Genomic DNA, 9,236 nt, shown 5'->3' on the forward strand with positions numbered 1-9,236 from the left:
GGGCGGGAGAAAGCCTTACCTACAAATTACTAATATTGCTTTCCAAAAAAAGATTAAAACCACATTAAAATCAACCTATAAACCAACATATTTCCGCTGCATTTAATAAAAAAATTGTATTTAATTCTATTCATGTTTTGATTTATGCTTTAATTATAGCTTTATTTGCACAAAAACGTATTTCATGGCCAAAAATTTATTAATCGTCGAGTCACCCGCAAAAGCTAAAACTATAGAAGGCTACCTAGGCAAAGATTTTCTTGTAAAATCTAGCTACGGCCACATCCGCGATTTAGTTAAAGGTGATATGGCTATTGATATCAAAAATAATTTTGCGCAGACATACGAGGTACCCGCCGACAAAAAAAACATTGTCGCCGAGTTAAAAAAACTAGCTAAGGAAGCCGAAATGGTATGGCTAGCATCCGATGAGGACCGTGAAGGGGAAGCTATTTCGTGGCACTTATTCGAAACTTTAGGCCTAAAAGTGGAGAAAACAAAGCGCATCGTTTTTCATGAAATTACCAAACCAGCAATTTTAAAAGCAATCGATAGTCCGCGCGGAATTGATTATAATCTGGTAAATGCGCAACAGGCACGTCGTGTATTAGATCGTCTGGTGGGTTTCGAACTTTCTCCTGTTTTATGGAAAAAGGTAAAACCATCATTATCTGCGGGCCGTGTACAATCAGTTGCTGTACGTTTAATTGTTGATAGAGAAAGAGAAGTTCTAAACTTTAATGCTGCTGCTGCCTATAAAATTACTGCCCAGTTTGCTACCGGCAAAGGAAAAGAAATTGTAAAAGCAGAATTGCCACAACGTTTCGAAAATGAGGCTGATGCTGAAAAATTTCTTCAGGACTGTACAAATGCCAGGTTCGATATTACCAGTTTAGAAACAAGGCCGGCAAAACGTAATCCTGCAGCCCCATTTACCACTTCAACCTTACAACAAGAAGCCTCCAGAAAATTAGGATTTTCGGTAGCCAGAACCATGCAGGTTGCACAAAGACTGTACGAAGCAGGTAAGATTACCTACATGAGAACAGACTCTGTAAACTTATCCGAAACTGCATTAAATGCTGCTGCTGCCGAGATTAAATCTGCTTACGGCGATAAATACCACCAACACCGCGTTTATAAAACAAAATCTGCTGGTGCCCAGGAGGCTCACGAAGCCATCCGCCCTACTTATTTCGACAGACACAGTGTAGACGGCGATATTTCCGAAAAACGCTTGTACGATTTAATCTGGAAACGCTCTATTGCTTCACAAATGAGCGAAGCATTGTTCGAAAAAACAACTGCTCAGATCACCGCCTCAACCCGAAAAGAACACTTAGTTGCCGAAGGTGAGGTATTAAAATTTGACGGTTTCTTAAAAGTTTATCTGGAATCTACCGATGATGAAGAAAACGAAGAAAAAGAAGGTGGCGCAATTTTACCTCCATTAAGCAAGGGGCAGGAACTATTTTTAAAAGAAATGCAGGCAACCGAGCGTTATTCTCGTCCGCCAGCAAGATATACAGAGGCCAGTTTGGTTAAAAAACTAGAAGAATTGGGCATTGGCCGCCCGTCTACTTATGCACCAACCATTTCTACGGTACAAAACCGTGGTTATGTGGTTAAAGAAGATAGAGATGGCAAACAACGCAAGTTTACTTCTATCATTTTAGCTGACGGGCAAGTAAAAAAAGAAATAAAATCAGAAATTACCGGTGCGGAGAAATCAAAACTCTTCCCTACCGATATTGGTGAGGTAGTAAACGATTTCCTGGTAGAACATTTCAAAGGCATTGTCGATTTTAACTTCACGGCAAAGGTGGAGAAAGAATTTGATGAAATTGCCCAGGGTTTACAAGAGTGGACTAAAATGCTGCACTCGTTCTATAATCCATTTCATAGCGAAGTAGAAACTACGCTTGAAACTGCAGAACGTGCCACTGGCGAGCGCTTATTGGGCTTAGATCCGGCCACGGGTAAAAATGTATACACCAAAGTAGGTAAATTTGGACCATTGGTTCAAATTGGAGAGCTTGATGAAGAGGAAAAACCTCGGTATGCGAGCTTAATGCGCACACAATCTGTTGCAACCATTACTTTAGATGATGCGCTGGAGCTGTTTAAACTTCCTTTCCAACTTCCTGATTTTGAAGGTAAAGAAGTAATGATTGGTGTTGGCCGTTTTGGTCCTTATGTAAAATGGGGCGAAAGTTTTATTTCCCTTCCTAAAAACGAGGAGCCTTTATCGGTTACTTATGAAAGAGCAGTTGAAATTATCCGCCAGAAAATGGATGATGATGCACCTATTGCCTATTACGAAGGTTTAGGTGTAACAAAGGGCAAAGGCCGCTTTGGTCCGTTTATCAAATGGAACGATCTCTTTATCAATATTCCCGCAAAAGGATACGATTTCGACAATTTAACACAAGAAGATATTAATACCTTAATCGGTAAAAAAGTAGAAAAAGAGGCTAATAGATACATTAAAACCTGGGATGCTGAAAAAATATCTATCGAAAACGGCCGTTGGGGACCATTTATCCGTTTTGGCAAGTTGATGCTTAAATTAAGGAATAATGAGGCTACCAAGCAAAAATATACACCGGAAGAATTGATTGATATTGATTTGGAAGTTGTTAAGAAAATGATTGTAGAGCAGGTGCCTAATGCTTTCGAAACGAAGAAAAAAGCACCGGCAAAGAAAAAAGCCCCAGCTAAAAAGGCTGTAGCAAAGAAAAAATAAAAATAATTCGTCATGCTGAACTTGTTTCAGCATCTTTTAATAAAAGACTCTGAAATAAATTCAGAGTGACGTCAAATAGTGGTTATGAAAGCAGATTTACCAGAAAATACAGTTGAAGATATCGCAATGGCCGTTGTATTGATGGGCGAAACACCTGAAGTAAAAAGCTGGACGGTTTATCTTGTTAATTTAAAAAACGAACCGATAACCAATGTTTTAATCAGCTCTAAAGGTTATGGAGAAAAAGACGGAAAGCAGGTAAAAACTTCTGTTTTAAGACATTTTGTAGGCGACATGGAAGCAAATTCTTTTGCAGGCGTGGAAGCCATTGATCCTGAAGTTTTTGGCTTAACTAACGAATATTGGCTAAGCTATTACATTGGTAGCACTATTTATGATAAGAAATTCATTTTCTTGCCCGAAAGCATCATCGATTCCAATATGATCAAGATTCCGCTGGTAAACAGACCTGGGGTGATGATTAAATAAATTGGGAATTTTGAGTGGTGAGTTTGGAGTCACTTCCTCATAGATTTTAAGTATGTAACTTTAATACTATCGCTAGTTCTGCATCCAAAACTGAGAACTCCAAACTGTAAACTCCAAACTAATCTAAGGCACCTTAACAGCCTGTCTTCCAATTAATTTCCAGCCCGATTTTTCTTTACTCCAGATTAAAAGAATATACAATTTCACATTTCCTGGAATATTTTTATCATTTGTTTTGGCATTTAGTGTATGACGAACCAAAGCTGTTTTGTTCTGAACAACGACAGTTTGATCAGTTAAATTAATATCTACAAAATCAGATTCTCCAGAAAGTAACGAATGCATAAATTCCTGCTTGGTTTGAATCTTTCCACTCGAATGCCCGTAACTTAGGTTATTCAAAATTATTTTATCAAGCGCCAAACTATCTGGTGTAACCATCAGTTTGGTTAATTTGCTTACGGCATCTTCTACTTCAGTTTTTTGGGCAAAACAAAAACTGGTCGAAATTAACAGGCTCGAAAAAATCAAGAGTTTCTTTATCATATCTGGTTGTATTGGGGTTAATGTTGTAAACTTATCCAAAACCATGCAAAGGAACAAACCCTAAGCGTTAATTTTCAACATAATTTATTTTAACGTGAATTTTAGTTTATTTTCGGATGGAATATAGGGTTTCGGATGCAAAGGATAAATTGCGGCACATCCATTGCTTTTACCGTAACATTATATCCCCATTTATCTTAACGAATTTCAAACATGGAACAACCATCTACCTACCAATCTTCCTCTAAAAAGAAATTTATCTTCATCGGATTACTTGCTGTTTCTATAGCGGCAATTGTATTTATCTATTTCAATAGAAAGAAAAAAAATCATGAAGAAAATCAGGCTTATGCAAAATATATCGAAGCCTATACTTCCGGAACCATTTCCAAAAAAAGTTTTATCAGAGTTCATTTAGCCAATGCGGCAACAGGCATGCAGGATCTGGGCAAAGCAGATTCACGCGAACTGTTCGACTTCTCCCCTTCTATCTCGGGCAAAACCTATTGGATAGATCCGCAAACGGTTGAATTTAGACCTGATGAAAACCTCAAACCTGGCAAAAACTACGAAGCTACATTCAAACTTTCGGAAGTTTCTGCTACAGAAAAAGGCCTTGAAGATTTCGACTTTGAGTTTAAAGTAATTACCCCAGGGATTATGCTTTCGCAAAACGGATTGGTTTCGCAGAACAATACTGCGATGGATTATATGAAATTAACCGGCGAAGTGGCTACTGCTGACGTAGAAGAAACCAATAAAATAGAGAAAACGATTTCATTGGATTTTGACCAAAAGCTAAAAATCAAATGGCAGCACGATCCAGCAAAAAACACTTCAAAATTCACTATCGATAGCATAAAAAAGACTGGAAACGATCAAAATTTAAAAATAGATTGGGATGGAGATGCCATTGACGCAGAACAAAAAGGAGAAGTAGAAATCCGTGTTCCGGCGATAAATAAATTCGAAATACTGGATATGAAGGCTATTCAGGGCGAAGAAGATTATGCATTGGTGCAATTTTCAGAACCCATTGGTGTTGGGCAGGATTTAACAGGTATGATTACACTTGGCAATCTGAGCGATTTAAGGTATACCATTGATGCCAGTCAGGTTAAAGTTTATGCTGCCGAAGAACTTAAAGGCAATTATACTTTAAGTGTGAATGCAGGAGTAGAAAACATCAATTCGAAAACACTTCCAAACGGTAAAGTAGTCAATCTTGTTTTCGAGGATAAATTACCGGCCGTTACCATTGCAGGTAATGGTACCATTTTACCCAACTCCGGAAAGCTGGTTTTACCTTTCGAAGCGATTAATTTAAAGGCTGTTGATGTTACCGTGATCAAAATTTACGAAAACAACATACCGCAGTTTTTTCAAACGAATAGTTATAAAGATGGTAACGAATTGCGTAGGGTGGCCAAACCTATTCTGCAAAAAACGGTACGATTAGATGAAGATAAGGCACTTAACCTCCATAAAAAGAACCGTTTCACCCTTGATCTGGATAAAATGATCCGTACTGAGCCCGGTGCCATGTACCGCGTTACCATTGCTTTCAGACAGGAATACAATGCTTACAATTGTAAAACCGGGGAAGAAAAAGCCGATGGTAATGAGGAAGAAGCCGAATATGGAGATTACGAAGGTTATGGTGAAAAGATTGACGAAGACGATGACTTTTGGCAACGTTACAATAATTATTACCCGCCAAATTACAGGTGGAATGATAAAGACAATCCATGTACGCCATCGTTTTACACCAACCAGCGCTGGGCCAGCAGAAACTTAATTGCCTCGAATATTGGTTTGGTGGCCAAACGTGGTAACGATAACAGCATGCTTATTGTAGCAACAGACTTATTGACGGCAAAACCACTAAGTGGTGTAAACCTTGAATTGATGGATTACCAAAAACAGATCATTTTCACGACTAAAACTGATGGTGATGGTTTTGCAAGTTTTGACCTGAAACGTCAGCCTTTCTTATTGATCGCTAAAAATGGTTCAGAACGTGGTTACCTTAAACTAGACGATGGAAGCTCACTTCCGTTAAGCCGCTTCGATGTTGGCGGTGATGTAGTCCAAAGTGGCTTAAAAGGCTTTATTTATGGCGAGCGTGGTGTTTGGAGGCCAGGCGACAGTTTATTTGTTTCTTTCGTACTGGAAGACAAACTAAAAAAACTGCCAGCCAATTATCCGGTAACCATGGAATTCTATAACCCGAAAGGTCAGCTTTACAAAAGATTGATCAATGACAAACCTTTAAATGGATTCTACACCTTTAAAACCGCTACTGAAAGTACAGCGCCAACTGGTAACTGGATGGCGAAAGTTAAAGCAGGTGGAGCTACATTTACCAAAACCCTAAAAATCGAAACCGTAATGCCAAACCGTTTGAAAATTGATTTCAACGTTGGCAATAGAGCATATTTAAGTTCAGGAACATCAGCCGCTACCCTATCGGCCAAATGGCTATTCGGTGCTGTTGCGCAAAACTTAAAAGCGAAGGTTGATGTAAACTTAAACACTACAGAGACTAAATTTAAAGGTTTTGAGGGTTTTAGTTTCGATAACCCAACGGTTAACTTCGAATCGCAGGTTAAAACCATTTTCGAAGGCACTTTAAACCAGAACGGTACAGCTCAGATTAACACCAACCTCAATGAGAACAATACCGCTCCTGGTGTGTTAAGGGCAAACTTTACAACCAAAGTCTTCGAACCCGGAGGTAATTTCAGCATCGATAATTTCAGCATACCCTATCATGTGTATAGCAGTTATTTGGGTATCCGACCAGAAAAAGGCGACCGTTTGAGTGGTATGCTGGTTACTGGCAAAGCGCATAAAATCGAAATTGTAAATGTAAATACCGATGGAAAACTGTTGAGCGGAACCAAAACCGTTCAGGTAGAATTATATAAAACACAATGGCGTTGGTGGTGGGAACAGGACGATCAATATACCTACGCTAACTTTACCCAAAACCAGTATAACAAATTGGTAGAAAGCCATCAAGTGAATCTGACTAACGGAAAAGGGAGCTGGGATTTACGTGTTGATGAACCAGAATGGGGCCGTTATTTAATTTTGGTGCGTGATGCCAATGGTGGACATGTTACCGGAAAATCTGTTTATGTAGATTGGCCGGGCTGGGCACAGCGCGAACAGGGCAGCAACCCAACTGAGGCATCTATGTTATCTTTCACTGCTAATAAGGAAAAATTTACTGTTGGAGAGGATATTACCTTAACCATCCCAACTGGTAAAAACGGAAGAGCGTTAATCTCCATTGAAAATGGAAGCCGGGTATTAAAAACCTTCTGGGTAGATACCAAAGCCGGACAAACGCAATTTAAGTTCAAGGCTGAGAAAGAGATGGCACCTAATGTTTTTGCCAATATTACTTTATTACAACCGCATGCACAAACGGTTAACGATTTACCAATCAGGATGTATGGCGCTATTCCGCTTTCGGTTGAAGATCCGCAGACCATCCTAAAACCAACCATAAAAATGTTGGATAAAATCAAGCCTGAAACCGAAAACACCATTACTGTAGCTGAGCAGAACGGCAAAGCAATGACCTATACCATTGCCCTCGTAGATGAAGGTTTATTAGATTTAACACGTTTTAAAACACCTGATCCACATGGTGCATTTTATGCCCGCGAAGGTTTAGGCGTAAAAACCTGGGATTTATTCGACTATGTATTAGGCGCATGGGGAGGGAATTTAGAACGCATTTTAAGCATTGGTGGTGATGGTAGCATCAACAAGAACTTAAATCCAGCAAAAGCCAACCGTTTTAAAGCAGTGGTTAAATTTATGGGGCCATTTACTATTGGCAAAGGCGAAAGTAAAACACACAAATTTAAATTGCCTCAATATATTGGTGCGGTAAGAGCTATGGTAGTTGCCGGGCAGGATGCTGCATATGGTTTTACCGAAAAATCGGTTCAGGTTAAAAAGCCGTTAATGGTTTTGGCTACTTTGCCAAGGGTTATCGGTCCGGGAGAAAGTTTCACCTTACCAGTAACCGTTTTTGCTACAGAGAACAATCTTAAAAATGTATCAGTACAACTCCAGGCAAATAATTTAATTGTTCAAGGCAGTAACAAACAGCAGCTTTACTACAAACAAACAGGTGAGCAAATGACCTATTTCGAGGTGAAAGCACCCAACACAGTAGGCATTGCCAAAGTAAAAGTGATTGCACAAAGTGGAGCTGAAAAAACAGTTTACGATGTGGAAATGGATATCAGAAATCCAAACCCATATGTAACCAATGTAGTGTCTGCAACGGTTCAGCCGCATACCAAATGGGCGGTAAACTATTTGCCAATCGGTATGACAGGAACAAATTCTGGTTCACTAGAAGTTTCTTCTATCCCTGCGATCAACCTTGGTAAAAGATTGAGTTACCTTATCCAATATCCGCATGGCTGTATTGAGCAAACTACTTCGGGTATATTTCCTCAACTCTTTTTGGATAGATTGAGTCCGTTGAATGAACAACAAAAAGCTACAACAGAGAAAAACATTAAAGCCGGTATAAATAGGCTGAAAGGTTTCCAAACTACAGATGGCGGTTTGTCTTACTGGCCTGGCGAAGGTAGTTCTGATGAATGGGGAAGCAATTATGCCGGACACTTCCTGGTTGAAGCACAAAATGCTGGTTATACCCTTCCTGTTGGCCTTTTGGATGAACTGTTGCGCTTTCAAAAATCCAAAGCGGCAAACTGGGCGCCAAACAGTAATAATTTTTATGGAGGAGATTTGTCTCAGGCCTACCGTTTGTATATGCTTGCCTTAGCTAAAAAACCTGAAATGGCAGCAATGAACCGTTTAAAAGCTTTTGAATATTTGTCAATCGCTGCAAAATGGCGATTGGCAGCTGCTTATAAACTGGCCGGACAAAATGATGTTGCTCAAAATATGATCAGAGGTTTAGATACATCTATTCAGGCTTACAAACAATTGGGTGGAACTTATGGCTCCGATGTGCGCGATGAAGCCATGATTTTAGAAACCCTAACCCTACTCGGTCAGAAAGCAAAAGCTGCGAATTTACTACAACCTTTAGCTGCTAAACTTGGCGAAAACACCTGGTACAGCACACAAACAACCGCTTATAGTTTGTTGGCTATTGCAAAATTCTGTGGTTCAAACCAATCGGCAAATAAACTGCAATATCAGTATGTACTAGACGGAAAATCGGCACCTGTAAGTTCAAATCAATACATCAACAGTACACCTGTAACCTTTAAAGGAAATACGGCTTCTATTACCAATAATGGCAATAATGTATTGTTTGTCCGTTTGGTTTTAGAAGGACAACCAATTGCTGGTCAGAACAATTTCTTGCCAAACCGACCGGAGGTATTGGATATGAACGTGACTTACAAACGTTTAAACGGTAAAGTCCTGGATCCAACCACCTTAAAAC

The 9,236-nt window shown here is 39.5% G+C and carries 4 protein-coding genes; 3 read left to right on the forward strand and 1 reads right to left on the reverse strand.

The genetic code is table 11. The features are described 5' to 3' along the window. The first annotated feature begins 184 nt into the window (after positions 1 to 184). Complete coding sequence (gene topA, locus AC1DPQ_RS08900; RefSeq protein ID WP_477608881.1) at positions 185 to 2,746, forward strand: type I DNA topoisomerase; 2,562 nt, start codon at positions 185 to 187, stop codon at positions 2,744 to 2,746. Between the two features lie 84 nt (positions 2,747 to 2,830). Continuing rightward, positions 2,831 to 3,235, forward strand: a complete 405-nt coding sequence (locus AC1DPQ_RS08905) for a hypothetical protein (RefSeq protein ID WP_029274671.1) — start codon at positions 2,831 to 2,833, stop codon at positions 3,233 to 3,235. Between the two features lie 123 nt (positions 3,236 to 3,358). Here the strand turns inward: AC1DPQ_RS08905 and AC1DPQ_RS08910 are convergent, their stop codons facing one another. Continuing rightward, a complete protein-coding gene (locus tag AC1DPQ_RS08910) occupies positions 3,359 to 3,781 on the reverse strand; it encodes a nuclear transport factor 2 family protein (protein ID WP_477585704.1) in 423 nt (140 codons plus the stop codon). Positions 3,782 to 3,994: 213 nt separating this feature from the next. Between AC1DPQ_RS08910 and AC1DPQ_RS08915 the strand changes: the two genes are divergently transcribed. Then, on the forward strand, positions 3,995 to 9,236 hold a 5,242-nt coding region (locus AC1DPQ_RS08915), incomplete at its 3' end, for an alpha-2-macroglobulin family protein (RefSeq protein WP_477608883.1).

This window comes from Pedobacter sp. 01T416_2, assembly GCF_056398925.1.

Excerpts from the sequence above, each read along its gene's own strand:
- topA (WP_477608881.1), top strand. The coding sequence starts at position 185 with ATGGCCAAAAATTTATTAATCGTCGAGTCACCCGCAAAAGCTAAAACT.
- AC1DPQ_RS08905 (WP_029274671.1), top strand. The coding sequence starts at position 2,831 with ATGAAAGCAGATTTACCAGAAAATACAGTTGAAGATATCGCAATGGCC.
- AC1DPQ_RS08910 (WP_477585704.1), bottom strand. The coding sequence starts at position 3,781 with ATGATAAAGAAACTCTTGATTTTTTCGAGCCTGTTAATTTCGACCAGT.